The organism is Amycolatopsis dongchuanensis (assembly GCF_039542405.1).
Lineage (GTDB): Bacteria > Actinomycetota > Actinomycetes > Mycobacteriales > Pseudonocardiaceae > Amycolatopsis_E > Amycolatopsis_E sacchari.
Genome location: NZ_BAABIB010000045.1, coordinates 231914 through 246702, shown reverse-complemented (window position 1 = coordinate 246702; position 14789 = coordinate 231914). Strand labels below are relative to the sequence as shown.

Annotated in this window: 14 protein-coding genes; 3 read left to right on the top strand and 11 right to left on the bottom strand. The window is 71.1% G+C overall.

The window, feature by feature from the left end:
- The first annotated feature begins 112 nt into the window (after nt 1–112).
- The gene (locus tag ABFX51_RS09485) at nt 113–733 is read left to right on the top strand and encodes a TetR/AcrR family transcriptional regulator (protein WP_091506804.1); all 621 of its coding nucleotides are present in this window, start codon (nt 113–115) and stop codon (nt 731–733) included.
- A gap of 29 nt (nt 734–762) precedes the next feature.
- Here ABFX51_RS09485 and ABFX51_RS09480 read toward each other — a convergent pair whose 3' ends face one another.
- A complete protein-coding gene (locus ABFX51_RS09480) occupies nt 763–1944 on the bottom strand; it encodes an amino acid deaminase/aldolase (protein WP_346053451.1) in 1182 nt (393 codons plus the stop codon).
- Between the two features lie 83 nt (nt 1945–2027).
- Between ABFX51_RS09480 and ABFX51_RS09475 the strand changes: the two genes are divergently transcribed.
- Nucleotides 2028–3320, top strand: coding sequence for a D-arabinono-1,4-lactone oxidase (locus ABFX51_RS09475; RefSeq protein ID WP_091506799.1), 1293 nt, complete (start codon nt 2028–2030; stop codon nt 3318–3320).
- On the opposite strand, the gene ABFX51_RS09470 is transcribed toward ABFX51_RS09475, so the two are convergent.
- Both ABFX51_RS09470 and ABFX51_RS09465 read right to left on the bottom strand, forming a co-directional pair.
- Entirely contained in the window at nt 3317–3967 is a 651-nt protein-coding gene (locus ABFX51_RS09470; protein WP_091506797.1) for an NAD(P)H-binding protein, read from the bottom strand. The two genes, ABFX51_RS09475 and ABFX51_RS09470, sit on opposite strands and share 4 nt — an antisense overlap.
- Nucleotides 3968–3987: 20 nt before the next feature.
- Nucleotides 3988–4626 carry a hypothetical protein gene (locus tag ABFX51_RS09465; RefSeq protein WP_346053449.1) on the bottom strand — a complete coding sequence of 213 codons (639 nt, stop codon included), beginning with the start codon at nt 4624–4626 and terminating at the stop codon, nt 3988–3990.
- 258 nt (nt 4627–4884) lie between these two features.
- On the opposite strand from ABFX51_RS09465, the gene ABFX51_RS09460 reads away from it, so the two are divergent.
- Complete coding sequence (locus ABFX51_RS09460) at nt 4885–5748, top strand: HpcH/HpaI aldolase/citrate lyase family protein (protein ID WP_091506791.1); 864 nt, start codon at nt 4885–4887, stop codon at nt 5746–5748.
- 3 nt (nt 5749–5751) lie between these two features.
- Here the strand turns inward: ABFX51_RS09460 and ABFX51_RS09455 are convergent, their stop codons facing one another.
- The 8 genes from ABFX51_RS09455 to ABFX51_RS09420 are packed head-to-tail and all read right to left on the bottom strand — an operon-like array spanning nt 5752 to nt 14759.
- Nucleotides 5752–7584, bottom strand: coding sequence for a hypothetical protein (locus ABFX51_RS09455; RefSeq protein ID WP_091506788.1), 1833 nt, complete (start codon nt 7582–7584; stop codon nt 5752–5754).
- 30 nt (nt 7585–7614) lie between these two features.
- Entirely contained in the window at nt 7615–8985 is a 1371-nt protein-coding gene (locus ABFX51_RS09450) for an amidase (RefSeq protein ID WP_346053446.1), read from the bottom strand.
- Nucleotides 8982–9734, bottom strand: coding sequence for an ABC transporter ATP-binding protein (locus ABFX51_RS09445; protein ID WP_346053444.1), 753 nt, complete (start codon nt 9732–9734; stop codon nt 8982–8984). The genes ABFX51_RS09450 and ABFX51_RS09445 overlap by 4 nt, the downstream gene beginning before the upstream one ends.
- Nucleotides 9731–10483, bottom strand: coding sequence for an ATP-binding cassette domain-containing protein (locus tag ABFX51_RS09440; RefSeq protein ID WP_346053442.1), 753 nt, complete (start codon nt 10481–10483; stop codon nt 9731–9733). Before ABFX51_RS09440 ends, ABFX51_RS09445 begins: the two co-directional genes overlap by 4 nt.
- Nucleotides 10480–11286 carry an ABC transporter permease gene (locus tag ABFX51_RS09435; RefSeq protein WP_091506777.1) on the bottom strand — a complete coding sequence of 269 codons (807 nt, stop codon included), beginning with the start codon at nt 11284–11286 and terminating at the stop codon, nt 10480–10482. Before ABFX51_RS09435 ends, ABFX51_RS09440 begins: the two co-directional genes overlap by 4 nt.
- Nucleotides 11283–12227 (bottom strand): ABC transporter permease, encoded by a 945-nt coding sequence (locus ABFX51_RS09430; RefSeq protein WP_091506776.1) that lies wholly within the window; start codon nt 12225–12227, stop codon nt 11283–11285. The genes ABFX51_RS09435 and ABFX51_RS09430 overlap by 4 nt, the downstream gene beginning before the upstream one ends.
- Complete coding sequence (locus tag ABFX51_RS09425; RefSeq protein ID WP_346053439.1) at nt 12224–13714, bottom strand: ABC transporter substrate-binding protein; 1491 nt, start codon at nt 13712–13714, stop codon at nt 12224–12226. Before ABFX51_RS09425 ends, ABFX51_RS09430 begins: the two co-directional genes overlap by 4 nt.
- 13 nt (nt 13715–13727) lie before the next feature.
- Nucleotides 13728–14759 carry a trans-sulfuration enzyme family protein gene (locus ABFX51_RS09420; RefSeq protein ID WP_346053437.1) on the bottom strand — a complete coding sequence of 344 codons (1032 nt, stop codon included), beginning with the start codon at nt 14757–14759 and terminating at the stop codon, nt 13728–13730.
- Between the last annotated feature and the right edge of the window lie 30 nt (nt 14760–14789).

Below are 14789 nucleotides of genomic sequence, written 5' to 3'. Positions count from 1 at the left end.
CCTTTCGCCGAGCAAACATGAAAAGTTCTCATACGATAGCCCGTTCCCTCAACCGGGGGGAAGCGTTTCGGCACGCTAAAGTCGCAGTTCAGAAGCACAGGAGGAGCACAACGTGTCGGACACCCAGGCGACCCCGCTGCGCCGGCAGCCCGTGCAGCAGCGCAGTGCGAAGCGGGTCGAGCAGATGCTGGACGCCAGTGCCCAGCTGATCGACGAGATCGGGTACGACGCGTTGACCACGACGCTGATCGCGAAGCGCGCGGGCGTCGCGGTCGGCTCGCTGTACCAGTTCTTCCCCGACAAGCGCGCGGTCGTGCAGGCGCTGACGCAACGCAACCTCGACCGGTTCATGGCCGTGGTCAGCGAGCGGCTCGCGTCGGAGGACCCGTCGCACTGGTGGGACGTGGTCGACTCCATCCTGGACATCTACCTCGACATGCACCGCACGGTGCCCGGCTTCGCCAAGGTCCACTTCGGTGACGTGGTGGACCGCCAGCTGCTCGACGACAGCCGCGACAACAACAAGGTCATCGCCGACTCGCTGACCGAGCTGGTGCGCAGGTACATCGAGACGCCGGGCGAGCGGCTCGCGCTCGCGGTCTCGGTGGCCATCGAGATGGCGGACGCACTGCTGAAGTTCGCCTTCGCGCGGGACCCGCAGGGCGATCAGGAGATCGTCGACGAGACCAAGCACGTGATCAAGCTGTACCTCGCGAACCGGCTGGGCGAGTAGTCCACACCCCTGTGGACAACCGGGGTGGGTCAGCCGAAGTTCTGCTGCTCGCCGCGGTAGGTCGGGACGGTGCGCACCACCTGGCCGTCGACGACGATGTGGTAGTGCGTGAACCGCTCCGCGAGCTCCCCCGCCTTCGCGTGCCGCAACCACACCCGATCGCCCAACCGCAGGTCACGGGCCGCTTTTCCGCGGACGGGGGTCTGCACCTCGCCCGCTCCTTCGAGCGGCAGCAGCTCCAGCCCGGCGGGCAGGTACGGCGCCGGCAGCCGCGATTTCGACGGCGGCCCGGACGCGATGTAACCACCCGAGAACAGCGTGGCGATGTTGTTGGTCGGCTTGTGGACAACCGGTAGTGCGAAGAACGCGGCGGGTCGCGGCCGGAACCGGGTGTAGCCGTCGAACAGCGTCGAACCGATCAGGCCGGACCCCGCGGCGACCTCGGTGACCGCACGCTCGGCGCTGGTGAGTTCGATGCTGCCCGAACCGCCGCCGTTGACGAACTCCAGTTCGGCCACCTCGCGGACCGCGCGCACGGCCGCGGCCCGGCGCCGCGCGAGTTCCGCGGCCGAGCGGCGCTGCATCCAGCGCACCGCACCGTCGGTGCGGGACCCGGTCGCGTCGGGGAACCCGGCGATCTGCCCCTCGTACGCCATCAGCCCGACGAGCCGGAAACCCTTGCGCGCCACCACTTTCCGCGCGAGGTCCGCGGCCTGGCGGGGGCTGAACACCGGGGACCGGCGCGTGCCGACGTGCACCAGCCCGAACGGCCGCCACGACGCGTCGAGTTCCAGGCAGACGCGGACCGGCGGGTGGTCGTGGCCCGCCGCCGCGTCCACGACGTCGAGGTGCGCAACCGAGTCGATCATGATCGTGACGGTCTCGCGGGCGCGTTCGTCGCGGACCAGCCTGCGCAGCGCGCCGTGGTCGACGGTCGGGTACGCGACGAGGATGTCGTCGCTGGTCCCGTTTTCGACGTGCCACAGCGCCTCGGCCAGCGAGTAGCACATCAGCCCCGCGAAACCGGGTTTGACCAGCGCGCGGTCGATGAGGTAGCGGCAGCGGATCGACTTGCTGACCAGCCGGATCGGGGTACCGTTCGCGCGGCGCACGAGGTCCTCGGCGTTGGCGTCGAACGCGGCCAGGTCGACGACGGCCAGTGGCGGATCGAGATCCTTCGTGGCCAGGTCGAAGACGTCCGGCGAGGTCATGCGAAGTACGGTACGACAACCGGGGTTGAAAAGCGAATATCTTTCACTTACCTTTCTGCCATTCCGACACGAACGGGCAAGCGATGAACCGGTGGAGCAACTGGGCGGGTACCGCGACCGCCGACCCCCAGCGTGTGCATTCGCCGCGCAGCGTGGCCGAGATCGCCGAGGTCGTGGCCGCTTCCGCGGCCGCGGGACACCGCGTCCGGCCGCGCGGCAGCGGGCATTCGTTCACCCCCATCGCCGTCGCCGAAACCGACGCGATTGACCTGAACGAGTGGACCGGCATCGCAGCGGTCGACGCCGGGACGCACCGCGTCACCGTGCGGTCGGGGACCACGCTGAAGCGGCTCAACGCAGAGCTCGACCGGCTCGGGCTCGCGATGACGAACCTCGGGGACATCGACGCGCAGACGGTCGCGGGCGCGATCTCGACCGGGACGCACGGCACCGGCGCGCGCCTCGGCGGCCTCGCGACCCAGGTCGTCGAGCTGGAACTGGTGCTGGCGGACGGTTCCGTCGTGCAGTGCTCGGCGGACGAACGGCCCGAGTTGTTCAGCGCCGCGCGCGTCGGCCTCGGTGCGCTCGGCGTGATCACGACGGTGACCCTGCAGTGCGAACCGTCGTTCGTGCTGCACGCGCAGGAAGGGCCGGAGCCGCTGGAGCAGGTGCTGGAGGGCTTCCACACCTTCGCCGAGGAGAACGACCACTTCGAGTTCTACTGGTTCCCGTACGGCAAGAACGCGCTGGTCAAGCGCAACAACCGGACAGCGGAGCGGCGGCCGCTGAGCCGGCTCCGGGAGTTCGTGGACTACGAGATCATGGAGAACGTCGCGTTCGGCACGCTGTGCCGGACGGGTCGCCTCATGCCACGGCTGATGCCTTCGCTGGGCCGGTTCGCGTCGGCGGCGTTGTCGTCGCGGGAGTACGCGGACGTGTCGCACCGGGTGTTCTCGACGCACCGCGGGGTGCGGTTCGTCGAGTCGGAGTTCGCCGTGCCGCGGGAGTCGCTGCACCACGTGCTGGCGGAACTGCGGGCTCTGGTGCCACGGCTGGAAAACCCGGTCGCCTTCCCGGTGGAGGTCCGCGTCGCCGCGGCCGACGACATCTGGCTGTCCACCGCACACGGCCGGGACTCCGCGTACATCGCGATCCACCAGTTCGTCGGCATGCCCTACCGCGAGTACTTCGCGGGTTTCGCGGCGATCGTCGCGGAGGTCGGCGGCCGCCCGCACTGGGGGAAGATGCACGACCTGGACGCCACGGCGCTGCAGAAGCTGTACCCGCACTTCGACGACTTCGTCCGCGTACGCCGCGAAGTGGACCCGGCCGGTGTCTTCAGCAACCCTTATCTGGAAAGGGTTCTCGGCTCCTAAATCCGCGCGATCGCTTCGGCGATCGGGGTGTTGCCGCCGACCAGTTCGAGGGTGCGGCGGAACGTCCGGCCCTCTTCGAGGATCGCGATGATCACCGCGGCCACGTCCTCGCGGGAGATCTCGCCGTAGTCGACCTCGTCGGCGAGGTGGACCTCGCCCGTCGGCGGTTCGTCGGTGAGGCGGCCGGGACGCAGGATGGTCCAGTCCAGGTCGCGCCCGCGCAGGTCGTCCTCCGCGGCGGCCTTCGCCTCCAGGTACGCGGCGAACACCTCGTCGGTACCGGGGCGGGGCGGCTTGCCGACCCCGATCGAGCCGATCTGCACGTGCCTGCGGACTCCGGCCCGCTCGGCCGCCGCCGCGAACAACGCCGCGGCCCCGCGGTCCACGGTGTCCTTGCGGGCGATGCCGCTGCCCGGGCCCGCGCCGGCGGCGAACACCGCGGCGTCGGCGCCCTTCAGGACCTCGGCGACCTCTTCGACGGAAGCGCTCTCCAGGTCGAGCACCACGGGCTCCGCACTGGAGTCCCGCAGGTCGGCCGCCTGGTCCGGGTTCCGGATCAGGCCCACCGCCTGGTCACCGTTCGCGGCCAGCTGCCGCTCCAGGTGCATCGCGATCTTCCCGTGCCCGCCGGCGATCACCACTCGCATGAGGCCACCTTATGCGGCGCTCAGGCCACCGGCAGGTCGTAGGAGGCGAGCAGCTGCTCGTAGACCATCTCGTTGATCCAGCGCGACACCGGGTCCTGCGGCAGCAGCGGCTGCTCGCGGCGACCCGACAGGTCGAGCGCCACCGTGGCGTCGGCGTCGGCGGACACGACGGACAGGCCGTAGGAGCGGGCCCGCGGCAGGCAGTTGTCCACGTAGTCCTTGCTCAGCACCGCCGAGGACGGCAGCACCATCGCGGCCTCGCCGTAGCGGGCGAACGGCACCGTCGCGGCCATGCCCGTGCGCCAGTGGCGGGCCACCGACAGCACCCCGACGATGTCGGCGGCGGGCGGGGGCGCGGTCGGCGCGAACTCGGGCCAGGTCCACGTCGCGACGGTGGTGCGGTCGGCGACCGGGCCGATGCCGCAGGCGATGCGCTCGGCGTGCACGTCGGTGCGCAGGCGTGCGACCACGCACACCCGGCGGCCGAGGATGGTCACCTCGGGCAGCACGACGCCCTTCCAGCCCAGCTGCGCGGCGGCCGCGCCCGCGAGGTACGAAGTGCTCGCCGGCAGCTCGACCGGCGGCACCACGCGGGTGGGAAAAGACCGGGTTCCGCCGGCCACCACCGCATCCCCGGTGTGCCCTGGTGTAACCGCCACGAGTCCGCCTCCTTTTGCCTGCTTGGTCCTGCGTGCCGTTCCCCCTCGTGAAAACTGGCACATGAATTGAGTACCAGTGCGCGGCCCGCGGGTCTTCGGGTTGGCGGACCAGCTGCGATCGGCGGCGCCCGACGGTCGGTGGCCGGTCGATGAGCGGTCATCGGACTTCAGTCCGACCCTGCGACTAAACGGGTGACGGCAGGCCGAACGGTGCTACTCAGAGGATTTGCGCGTGTCAGAGCCCATTAGGGTGCTGGCATGACCGAGCTGAAACCGCGGCGGTCCGTGCTGTACATGCCGGGCGCGAACGAGCGGGCACTGGAGAAGGCGAAGACGCTGCCCGCCGACGGGGTCGTCCTGGACCTGGAGGACGCCGTCGCCCCGGACGCGAAGGACGCCGCGCGCGAGCGCGTGTGTGCCGCCGCCGCGTCCGGCGACTACGGCAGGCGCGAGGTGGCGATCCGCGTGAACGGCCTGGACACCGCCTGGCACGACGCGGATCTGCGGGCCGCCGCGCAGGCCGGTCCGGCGGCGGTGGTCGTGCCCAAGGTGAACTCGGCACGCGACGTGCACGACGTCGAGAAGGCGCTGGCGCGTGCCGGAGCGCCGGACCGCACGGCGATCTGGGCGATGCTGGAGACGCCCGTCGCCGTGCTGCACGCGGAGGAGATCGCGGCGGCGAGCGACCGGCTGACCGTGCTGGTGCTGGGGACGAACGACCTGGCGAAGGAGCTGCACGCGGAGTCCGTGCCGGGCCGGGCGCCGCTGCTGGGCAGCCTGTCGCTGTGCCTGCTCGCCGCGCGCGCCACGGGGAAGGTCATCCTCGACGGCGTCTACAACGACGTGCGGGACGCCGAGGGTTTCGAGGCGGAGTGCCGGCAGGGCAGGCAGTTCGGCTTCGACGGTAAGACGCTGATCCACCCGTCGCAGATCGAGCCGTGCAACCGGATCTTCGCCCCGTCTCCGGAGGAGGTCGAGCGGGCGCGCCGGATCATCGAGGCGTTCGACGAAGCCGAGGCGGCGGGCCGCGGCGTGGTGACGGTCGACGGCCGCATGGTGGAGAACCTGCACGTCGACGAGGCACGGCGGGTGCTCGCGCTCGCGGCCGCGCTGGAGCCCTGACCTTCAGCAGCCCGGCTCGTGGAGCCAGTCCAGCGCCTTGCGGGCCGCGTTGGACACCATGCGGTCCGGGTGCGCGACGACCATCGACTCCAGCACCTCGCGCGTGCGCGGGTGGCCGCAGATCGTCGCGTCCGCGAGGAACAGCAGTTGCGCCGGGCGGGGTTGCGCGGCGAACTCCTCCAGCGCCTTCTTGCGGCCCGCCGAGCGGATGCCCGCGGCGAGGACGTCGACCATCGTGTAGGTGCGTTCGCGGCCGCTGACCTCGCTCGCGTCGATCAGCCCGGCGTCGAGCAGCCAGCTCAGCGCCGCGGGGCCCGCCGCGGAGTGGTCGCGCAGCGAGGAGATCGCCCCCACGCCGTCCTCGCCGTACTCGGCGAGCAGCTGGAACGCGAGCATCCGGTGCCCGAAGTCGTCCGTGCGGGCGGCCAGCTCGGTCAGCTCCGCGATCGCCCGCTCGGGCGCCCGCGCCCGCAACCACCGCCGCGCGCCCTCCTCGAACGCCTCCTGCGACAGCGGACCGACCCGGGCGAGGAACACCTCCGCCGTCTCGCTCGCGAGGTCGTCGAGGGTGAGCGTCGGGATACCGGCGCGGACCCTGGCGTCGTACATCACGCGCGTGCCGAGCGGGCGCATCCGCACGACCTGCCGTTCCTCCTCGGGCACGTCGTCCACCGAGTCCACCCCGGCGAAGTCGAGCAGGTCCTCGTAGTGCTCCTCGGTCGCCGGGAACAGCTCCACCAGGCCGAACTCCGCGAGCCGGTCCAGCACCCGCAGCACCGGGCCGGCGTCGGCGCAGCGCCAGCTCAGCTCGCCGAGGTCGTCGAGGATCTCCACGAGCATGGGGACCGTGGCGCAGTCGTTGTCGGCCTGGATGGATTCGAGCAGTTCGTAGGCCAGGTGCCGGTCGGCGGCGCGGCGGACCGGACCGCCGTAGCCCGCGATGACGTGCGGCACCGCCACCCGCCACAGCGCCAGCGGATCGGCGAGCAGCGGCGCGGCCCGCTTCACCCGGACCAGCCTGCCCTTGAGCACCCGGACGACGCCGGCGGTCTTCGCCAGCGAGACCAGGTCTCCCGGGTCGGGTTCGTCCAGCCGCTCGGCGAGGTCTCGGGCGTCGGGCTCGGCGAGCCTGCCCTTCGCGGCCAGCTCGCGCCCGTCGCCGACCCAGTCGACGAAGCGGCGCAGGCGCCGCACCACCCGGGTTTCCGCCGCGTCGGCCGCCAGTTCCTCTTCGGACGCCAGCGCCAGCACCGGCGTCGGCTCCAGCGGCTCGACCTCGGCGTCACCCTCGTAGTGCCGGTACGCGATCTCGTGCAGCAGGTCCTGGTCGACCTCGACCTCCCCCTGCTGCACCCGGTCGATGAACTCCTGCGCCTCGAACTCGTCCAGCGGGTCGACGCCGTGCTCGGCCATCACGACCGCCCAGAACTTCGCGAGACCGAAGTTCGCCGGCTCGCGCATCGCCTCGTCGAAGCGGTCCGCGACCCCGCGCAGGAAGACCCGCAGCACCTCGGGCGGGTCGCTGCGGTCGTCGAACAGGTCGGCGTCGTCGAAGAAGTCCAGCAGCGCCTCGATCGTCGACAGCACCGCCGACGAGTGCGGGTCGAGCAGCACGACCTTGCGCGGGAACCACGTCAGCAGCGCGCCACGCAGCACCTCGCGGGTCCACCGGCCGAGCAGCCCGTCCCGCTCGAACCGGTAGTCGAGCAGGGCACCGGCGACCACGGGGTCGACCACCCGCTGCCGCATCTGCGACCACGCGTCGAGCTCGACGAGCAGGCGCTGGCGGGCGTCGACGAAGTCCTCTTCGTCAGCTCCGGTGTAGACCATGCGCATACCGACGATGGTCTCAATTTCCGCCGCCGATTACACCTGGGCGGAGCGTTGCGGTCCGCGAATTCCTTCGAATGCTGCAGCGAGGCGGAGCACGCCGACGTCGTCGAAGCGCCGTCCGGCCAGCTGCAGGCCGATCGGCAGGCCCTCCGAGGTGTATCCGCAGTTCAGCGACACCGCCGGTTGTCCTGACATGTTGTAGGGCACCGTGAACGGAATGTGTTCGAACGGGCGTCGCGGGTCGTTGGTCGGGGATGCCCAGTCCGCGGGCGGCGGGGACACCGGGCACGTCGGGGACAGCACGAAATCGAAGACCTCGGTGGCCCGCAGCGCGGCGACGCTCATCGCGTCGATCTGCGAGAAGCCGCGGTAGGCCGCGACACCGGAAACGTCCGCCCCGCCGCGTGCCCACTCCGCGATGTAGGGCAGCACCTTCGCCTGCCGCTCCTCCGGCAGAGCGGTGAGGTCGCACCAGGCGCGAACCCGCCAGAACGTGTCGAGCCCGTCGAGCATTTCGCGGGTCAGGAACGGTTCCAGCGGCTCGACGACCGCACCCGCCGACTCCAGCAGCCGCGCGGCTTCGACGACCGCCGCCCGGATTTCCGGCTCCACCGCCAGCCCCGCGCCCGGCTCCAGCTGCAGCCCGATCCGCAGGCCCTTGACCTCGCAGGCCAGGTCCGTCCACGGCAGTTCGGCGGGCGGCAGGCTCAGGTGGTCACGCGCATCCGGCCGCGACAGCACACCCATCAGCAACGCCGTGTCCGCGACCGTGCGGGTGAGCGGACCGGCCACGCGCCCCAGGAACGGCGGGTCGACGGGCACGCGCCCGAAGCTCGGCTTGAACCCGACGAGCCCGCACCACCCCGCGGGCAACCGGATCGAGCCGCCGATGTCCGTGCCGACGTGCAGCGGGCCGTACCCCGCCGCCGCGGCCGCCGCCGCGCCCGCGCTCGACCCGCCCGGCGTGCGGTCGAGGTCCCACGGGTTGCGGGTCGGGGTGTGGAAGCTCGAAAGTCCGGATGTCAACATCCCGAAGTCCGGCATGGTGGTCTTCGCCAGCAACACGCCACCGGCCTCCCGGACGCGGGCCGCCGCGGGAGCGTCCTCGGCCGCGGGGACCAGTTCGGTGGCGGCGGTGCCGAGCGGAACGGGGGTGCCGCGGGTGGCGATGTTCTCCTTGAGCGTCAACGGAATCCCGTCGAGCGCGGCCGCCCGCCCCGAACGCCACCGCTGTTCCGACTCCTTCGCCGCCGCGCGGGCCTGCTCGGGTTCGTAGGCGTACAGGGCGTGCAACCGCGGTTCGAGGCGGTCGATCCTGGCCAGCACCGCTTCGGTCACTTCGACCGGGGACAGGGTGCCCGCCCGGTAGTGCGCCAGCAGGTCGACCGCGCTCTCGAACATCATCGCCCTCTCAGCCGCTCCAGTTCCGCGTGCAGGTTCGGCGCGGCCGCGATGAGCTCCCGCGTGTACGGGTGCCGGGGCGCGGAGTAGACGGTGGCGACCTCGCCCCGCTCCACGATCTCCCCGTGCCGCATCACCGCGACCGTGTCACAGATCCGGCGTACCACACCGAGGTCGTGCGAGACGAACACGAGCGTCAGGTCGAAGCGGGCGACGAGGTCCGCGAGCAGGTCGAGGATCTGCTTGCGCACGGACACGTCCAGCGCGCTCACCGGTTCGTCGGCGACGAGGACGCTCGGCCGGGGCGCGAGCGCGCGGGCGATCGAGATGCGCTGCCGTTGTCCGCCGGAGAACTGGTGCGGGTAGCGGTCGCCGCTGTCGGCGGGCAGGCCGACCGCGGCGAGCATTTCCGCCACGCGGGCCCGGTCCGTGCGGCCGAGCGGTTCGCTGATGATGTCGCGGACGCGCATCCGTGGATCGAGCGAACCCATCGGGTCCTGGAAGACCACCTGCAACTTCGACCGCAGGAACCCCAGCCTGCGTTCGGGCAGGTCGTCGATCCGCTTGCCCTGGAAGGAGATCTCACCGGACGTCGGCCGGTCTAGTCCGGCGAGCAGGCGCACCAGCGTCGACTTGCCGGAGCCGGACTCGCCGACGATCCCGAACCGCTGCCCCGCTTCGACGGTCAGCGAAACCCCGCGCAGCGCGTGCACCCGCTGGTACCGCCGGTGCACGTCACGCAACTCGATCACGCCGCCTCCAGGTCGCTCGCCGCGAGGAGCTTCCGCGTGTACTCGTGCCGCGGTTCCGTCAGCACCTGCCGCGTGGTGCCCTCCTCGACGATCTCCCCGTCGAGCATCACCAGCAGCCGTTCGCAGACGCGGGCCACGACGGCGAGGTCGTGCGTGATGAACAGCAGCGCGCTCGACCGCTCCGCGACGCCGGCGAGGATCAGGTCGAGCACCTGCGCCTGCACGGTGACGTCGAGGGCGGTCGTCGGCTCGTCGCAGATCAGCAACGCCGGGTCGTTCGCCAGCGCGATCGCGAGCACCACGCGTTGCCGCTGCCCGCCGGACAGCTGGTGCGGATACGCGCGGAAGACGTCGGGCAGACCCACCGACTCGAGCAGCCGTTGAGCGGTCTCCCGCGCGGGCGCTCCGCGGTTGTGCAGCTTTATCGACTCCGCGACCTGACGGCCCACGCGCATCAGCGGGTTGAGCGCCGACATCGGCTCCTGGAACACCATGGCCAGGTCGTTCCCCCGCAGCCGCGACAGCTCGCGCTCGCTCGCCGACAGCAATTGTTTCCCGTGGAACACCACCGAGCCCGTCGCGTGCAGCTCCTCCGGCAGCAGGCCCATGACCGCGGACGCGGTGAGGGACTTGCCCGAGCCCGACTCGCCGATGAGCCCCACCCGTTCACCCGCGCCGACCTCGAACGACACGTTCCGCACCAGCGCCTTGTCCCCGGCGAAGACGGAAAGCCCATCGACGGTGATCATCGGCGCTCCAGTCGTGGGTCGAAGCGGTCACGCAGCCCGTCGCCGAGCAGGTTGAACCCGAGCACGGCGATGGCGATCGCGATCCCCGGCACGAGTGCCAGCCGCGGCTGCACCGCCAGCAGTTCCTGCGACTCCTGCAGCATGCGCCCCCACGACGGCGTCGGCGGGCGCGTGCCGAACCCGAGGAACGACAACGCCGCCTCGGCCAGCACGGCGATCGCGAACGACACCGAGCACTGCACGATCACCAGCCCCGCGATGTTCGGCAGCACGTGCCGCCGCGCGACGAACGGCCGCGACCGCCCCGCTGACCGCGCCGCGAGCACGTACTCGGTGCTCATCACCTGCAAGGTCCCCGAGCGCGCGATCCGCGCGAACGACGGGATCGTGGCGAAACCGATGGCGATCATGGCGGTCACCGTGCTCGCCCCGAACACCGCGCCGAACATGATCGCCAGCAGCAATGCGGGGAACGCGAGCACGAGGTCGTTGACGCGCATCACGAACTCGCCGAGCCACCGCCGCGACATCCCGGCGAGGATGCCCAGCGGCGTCCCGACCACCGCCGCGACGCCGACCGCGATCACCCCGACGTACAGCGTGGTGCGTGCCCCGACCATGAGCTGCGAGAACACGTCCCGGCCGAATTTGTCGGTACCGAGCCAAAAGTCGGCGCTCGGCCCCGACAGCCGGACGGCCGCGTCGACCTGCAGCGGATCGTGCGGCGTCCACACGAACGACACCAGCGCCGCCAGCACGACCAGCCCGACGAGCACCGAGCCCGCCCACAGGTTCCGGTTCACCGCCTCACCCGCAACCTCGGGTCGATGAGCACGTACAGCACGTCCACCAGGTAGTTCACCAGCAGCACCAGCACCACCAGGACCAGCACGATCCCCTGCACCGTCAGCAGGTCACGCGACGACACCGCGTCCAGCAGCATGCTGCCCAGCCCCGGCAGCACGAACACCCGCTCGACCACGACCGCGCCGATGAGCAACGTCGTCAGCTGCAACCCCAGCACCGTCACGACCGGCACCGCCGCGTTGCGCAACCCGTGCCGCAGCAACGCGGGATACGGCCGCAGCCCCTTGGACCGCGCCGTGCGCAGGTAGTCCTGGCCGAGCGTGTCCAGCACCGCCGAACGGACGTAACGCGTGAGCACGGCGCCCTGCACGAGCCCGAGCGAAAGCGCGGGCAGCACGAGCCCGCGCAGGAACTCGCCGGCGTCCTGGTCCGGTGGCGTCCAGCCGCCCGACGGCAGCCACCGCAACCGCACCGCGAACACCTGCACCAGCAGGATCCCGGCGAGGAACGCGGGCACCGCGACACCCAGCTGGGACACCCCGGAGATCGCCGCGCCGGACGCCCGGCGGTGCCACGTCGCGGCCAGCGTGCCGAACGGCACCGCCAGCACCAGCGCCACGAGCATGCCCGCGCCGACCAGCCACAACGTCACGCCGAGCCGGTCGGCCAGCTGCGGCCCGATCGCCTCACCGGTGACGTAGGAGCGCCCGAAATCCCCGTGCAGCACCCCGCCCAGCCAGCTGAAGTACTGCGTGACGAGCGGCCGGTCGAGCCCGAAGGCGTGCCGCGTCTGCGCCAGCAGTTCCGGCGTCGCGTTCACGCCGAGCGCGACCTGCGCGGGGTCACCGGGCAGCACGGCGAGGAACGCGAACACCACGATCGACGCGATGAAAGCGCTTACCAGGAGGATCGCCGTCCGGCGCAGCAACGCGGTCATGCGCGCCCCAGACCCGTGAGGTCGAAGGACTCGCTGACCTGGTTCGGCGCCAGCCCGGTCACCTTCTTCTTCGCCACCACGACGTTCGGGAACAGGAACAGCCAGTCGGCCGCGGCATCGGTGGTGATCGTGCGCGCGACGCGCTTCATGTCGTCCACCTGCTGCTGCGGGGTGCCCGCGTCGGCCTCGGCCAGCAGCCGCCGGACCTCGGGGCTGTCGTAACCCCAGTAGTACTTCGGGTTCCCGAACGTCGTGATGTCCCGCGCCTCCACGTGCTGCACGATCGACAGGTCGAAGTCGTGGTCGGTGAACACCTGCTTCAGCCACACCGCGGGGAAGTCGAGCGGCTCGATGGACACCTTGACGCCGACCTCCGCCAGGTCCGACTGCACCACCTGCGCGGCCGACACCGCGTACGGCAGGTTCGGGATCCGCAGCCGCAGCGAGAGGTTCGGCTGCCCGGCCTGCGCGAGGAGCGCCTTCGCCTCGTCCGGGCGGTACGGGTAGTACGTCGACAGGTCCTCGTACCAGGGGTCGGTGGGCGGCACCATGCTGCCGATCAGCGTGCCCCGGCCGGCCCACGCCGTGTCGAGCAAGGCCTTCCGGTCGATCGCGAGCGTGAGCGCGCGGCGCACGCGGACGTCGTTCAGCGGGGCGCGGGTGCCGTTGAACGACAGCACGACCTCGCCGTTCGTGGTGCCCTGCAGGACGGTGAACCGCGTGTCGGCCTCGAACTGCGGGATCGAGTCGGGTGCCGTGATCGTGGAGATCACGTCGATCCCGTTGCTGAGCAACGCGTTGTTCAGCGCAGTCGGGTCCTTGATGTACTTCAGCACGACGGTCCGGTACGCCGGTTTCGCGCCCCAGTAGCCCGGGTTCTCCCGCAGCACGATCGAATCACCGCGGCGCCGCTCGGCGACCACGTACGGCCCGGTGCCGACGGGTTTGTTCGCCAGGTCCGCGACCCCGGTCGGGCTGAACATCGCGCCGACGCGCCCGGTCATGTCGAACAGCCAGCCGTTGCTCGGTTTCTTGAGCACGACGCGCGCGTGCAGCGGGTCCACGACCTCGACGTGGTCCACGACGTCCATTTTGGACTTGATCGAGATGGACCAGTCGGTCTTGACGCGTTCGACGGAGAACTTCACGTCCGAGGCGGTGAACGGCGCCCCGTCGCTGAACCGCACGTCCGGCCTCAGCTCGAAGTCGTACGTCTTCCGGTCGGGGCTGATCGTCCAGGACTTCGCGAGCAGCGGCACGATCGCGCCGTTCGCGTCGAGCTTCACCAGGCCCTCGTAGACGTTGTAGAGCAACGCCTGCGGGATGGCCGTCCCGTCCGTGCGGGTGAAGTCGAAGTTCTGCGGTTCGGCGGCGAACCCGACCGAAAGGGTGTCCGGCCCGCCGCTCACCGACGCGGTGGAGCCCGCCGAGCACGCGGTCGCGGGCAACAGCAGCGCCAGCGCCAGTGCCAGCGTCCGGACTTTCATCACCGCTCCAAGCTCAGCCGAGTGCCCGCTCCAGATCCCGCCAGAGGTCCTCTGGATCTTCCAGCCCGACACTGAAGCGGATCAAGCCCGCAGGCAGGTGGGATTCGGCCGCGTACATCGACCGCCGCTCGACGAGGCTCTCCACCCCGCCGAGGCTCGTCGCGTGCACGATCAGTTCGAGCGAGGCGCAGAACCGGTCCGCGGCCTCGGCGTCGGCCAGTTCGAAGGCGATCATCATGCCCTGCCCCGGGTACCGGACGCGGGTCACCGCTTCGTGCTGCGACAGCCGTTCGGCCAGCAACTCGGCCGTCTTGGACTGCTCCGCGAGCCGGACCGGCATCGTGCGCAGGCCCCGCAGCGCGAGCCACGCCTCCAGCGCGCCGGGCGTCGCCCCGTTCCGCGTGCGCGCGTCGCGCAGCTCCCGCGCGAGCGTCTCGTCCTTGGCGATCGTCACGCCGAGCAGCAGGTCGCTGTGGCCGCCGATGAGCTTCGTCGCGCTGTGCACGACGATGTCCGCGCCCTCCGTCAGCGGCCGCTGCACGAGCGGGGTGGCGAACGTGTTGTCCACCACGACCTTCGCGCGGCGGCCGGTGAGCGCCGCGTAGTCCATGAGCTGCAGCATCGGGTTGGTGGGCGACTCGATCCACAGCACGTCGACCTCGTCGGCCGCCGCCTGCCACGCCGCGGTGTCCTCCGGGTCGAGCTGCCGCACGGTGAAGCGGCCCTGCTTTTCGGCGTGCTCCAGCAGTCCGCGCGTGCCGGAGTAGCTGACCGTGGGCACCGCCACGCCGGCGCCGATCGGGAACAGCTCGAACACCGCCGCGATGGCCCCGATCCCCGAGGCGAAGGCCGTGGCGTAGCCGCCTTCGAGCGAACCGACGGCCTCCTCCAGCGCCACCCACGTCGGCGTGCCGCTCTCGCGCGCGTAGGTGAAGTCGCCACCCGCGACGTACGTGCTCGTCGCGACGAGCGGGGTGTTCAACGGCTCGCCCGGAGCCGCGGGGCGGCCCGCGGCGATCGCACGCGTGCGGAGTGACCAGTCCATGCCCTGAGCGTAGAGACCACTGGAAATGCG

What these genes read in the sequence shown, in the direction of transcription:
- ABFX51_RS09480 (WP_346053451.1), bottom strand. Translation starts at nt 1,944, where the DNA reads ATGACCTCGCCGGACGTCTTCGACCTGGCCACGAAGGATCTCGATCCG.
- ABFX51_RS09455 (WP_091506788.1), bottom strand. Translation starts at nt 7,584, where the DNA reads ATGCGCATGGTCTACACCGGAGCTGACGAAGAGGACTTCGTCGACGCC.
- ABFX51_RS09460 (WP_091506791.1), top strand. Translation starts at nt 4,885, where the DNA reads ATGACCGAGCTGAAACCGCGGCGGTCCGTGCTGTACATGCCGGGCGCG.
- ABFX51_RS09475 (WP_091506799.1), top strand. Translation starts at nt 2,028, where the DNA reads ATGAACCGGTGGAGCAACTGGGCGGGTACCGCGACCGCCGACCCCCAG.
- ABFX51_RS09430 (WP_091506776.1), bottom strand. Translation starts at nt 12,227, where the DNA reads ATGACCGCGTTGCTGCGCCGGACGGCGATCCTCCTGGTAAGCGCTTTC.
- ABFX51_RS09440 (WP_346053442.1), bottom strand. Translation starts at nt 10,483, where the DNA reads ATGATCACCGTCGATGGGCTTTCCGTCTTCGCCGGGGACAAGGCGCTG.
- ABFX51_RS09420 (WP_346053437.1), bottom strand. Translation starts at nt 14,759, where the DNA reads ATGGACTGGTCACTCCGCACGCGTGCGATCGCCGCGGGCCGCCCCGCG.
- ABFX51_RS09425 (WP_346053439.1), bottom strand. Translation starts at nt 13,714, where the DNA reads ATGAAAGTCCGGACGCTGGCACTGGCGCTGGCGCTGCTGTTGCCCGCG.
- ABFX51_RS09470 (WP_091506797.1), bottom strand. Translation starts at nt 3,967, where the DNA reads ATGCGAGTGGTGATCGCCGGCGGGCACGGGAAGATCGCGATGCACCTG.
- ABFX51_RS09450 (WP_346053446.1), bottom strand. Translation starts at nt 8,985, where the DNA reads ATGATGTTCGAGAGCGCGGTCGACCTGCTGGCGCACTACCGGGCGGGC.